Raw genomic sequence first — 1,578 nt, 5'->3', positions numbered from 1 at the left:
GGGCAGCCTTGGCCGACGCTGTCGCGGTGCTGTGGTGACAGGTAGTTCGCGACGCCGGTTTGAAGGAACGTGCCGGGATCTGCGTCCGCCTCGGCACCGGGTGCTTCCAACTCCGAGAGTTTCCACCCGAATGCAAATTTCGCGGCCTCGGCTGCCAGTGCCTCCTTCGATTCGAAGTGCCGGTACAGCCCGCCGTGGGTGAGCCCGGCCGCGCGTGTGATGTCGGCGACGCCCACGCCGGTGAAGCCGCGCTCGCGGTACAGCCGGGCCGCGGCCTGAAGGATGGCCTGGCGATTCTCAGTCACCTGAGTCTTCGAGACTTTCATGGCGGTCCTTTCGGGCCGATGGGACCCGACTTTTGATGACGATCATACTCATACCGTATGATGTTGATCATCATCAATAAACTCGCCAGGACGGAATCCATGCAACCAGCTCCCGCTGCGAACCACCGAATCGTCGTCACCGGCATGGGATTGGTTTCGCCTCTGGGCTGCGGCGTCGAGCTGACTTGGCAGCGGCTGCTGGCCGGCCAGTCAGGCTTGCGGCTGCTGCCGGATTCGATCACTGCCGACATCGCGGCCCGCGTTGGCGGTGTGGTGCCTGACGTGCGCGAAGATGCCGTCGGCGGCTTCGACATCGACCGCTTCGTGTCGACCAAAGACCAGCGCAAGATGGACCGCTTCATCGCCTTCGCGCTCGCCGCTGCGCAAGAGGCACTCGGGCAGGCGCAATGGGCTCCAGCCGACGAAGCGTCGCAGCGGCGCACGGCCACGGTCATCGCGTCGGGCATCGGCGGCTTCCCGGCGATTGCGGGTGCGGTGCGCACGACCGAGACGCGTGGGCCGAAGCGTCTTTCGCCGTTCACGATCCCCTCGTTCCTGGTCAACCTTGCCGCAGGTCACGTGTCGATCAGGCATGGCCTGAAGGGGCCCATGGGTGCCCCGGTGACCGCATGTGCCGCGAGCATCCAAGCCATCGGCGACGCGGCGCGGCTGATCCGCTGCGGCGAGGCAGACATCGCCGTATGCGGTGGCGCCGAGGCCGCGATCGACCGCGTCAGCCTCGGCGCCTTTGCCGCAGCGAAAGCCTTGTCCACCGGCTTCAACGACACACCCACCCGCGCATCGCGACCCTTCGACCAAAGCCGCGACGGTTTCGTCATGGGCGAAGGCGCCGGCATGCTGGTCATTGAGTCGCTCGAACACGCACTTGGGCGCGGCGCCACGCCCCTGGTGGAACTCGTTGGCTATGGCACCAGCGCCGATGCGTTTCACATCACCTCCAGCCCCGAAGACGGCAGCGGCGCGCGACGTTCGATGCAGACGGCGCTGACGCAGGCCGGCCTGACCCCTGCTGACTTGCAGCATCTCAACGCGCACGCGACCTCGACGCCCGTCGGCGACCTGGGCGAGTTGGCCGCTGTACGCGACTTGTTCGGCGTCAACGCCCCACTCGCCATCACCTCCACCAAGTCGGCAACGGGACACTTGCTGGGCGCGGCCGGTGGCGTCGCGGCGATCTTCATCGCCTTGGCTTTGCGCGATCAGGTCGTCCCCATGACGCTGAACCTCGAAC

At 66.5% G+C, this 1,578-nt stretch carries 2 protein-coding genes; one reads left to right on the top strand and one right to left on the bottom strand.

Annotation, left to right across the window (positions count from 1 at the left end; all coding sequences use genetic code 11):
- On the bottom strand, window positions 1-326 hold a 326-nt coding region (locus AC1DYI_RS35105; protein WP_477208717.1), incomplete at its 3' end, for a TetR/AcrR family transcriptional regulator.
- Between the two features lie 99 nt (window positions 327-425).
- Between AC1DYI_RS35105 and AC1DYI_RS35100 the strand changes: the two genes are divergently transcribed.
- On the top strand, window positions 426-1,578 hold a 1,153-nt coding region (locus tag AC1DYI_RS35100; protein ID WP_477208716.1), incomplete at its 3' end, for a beta-ketoacyl-ACP synthase.

Source organism: Ideonella sp. P3_A4 (genome assembly GCF_056403075.1).
This window is presented reverse-complemented; position numbering and strand designations above follow the sequence as displayed.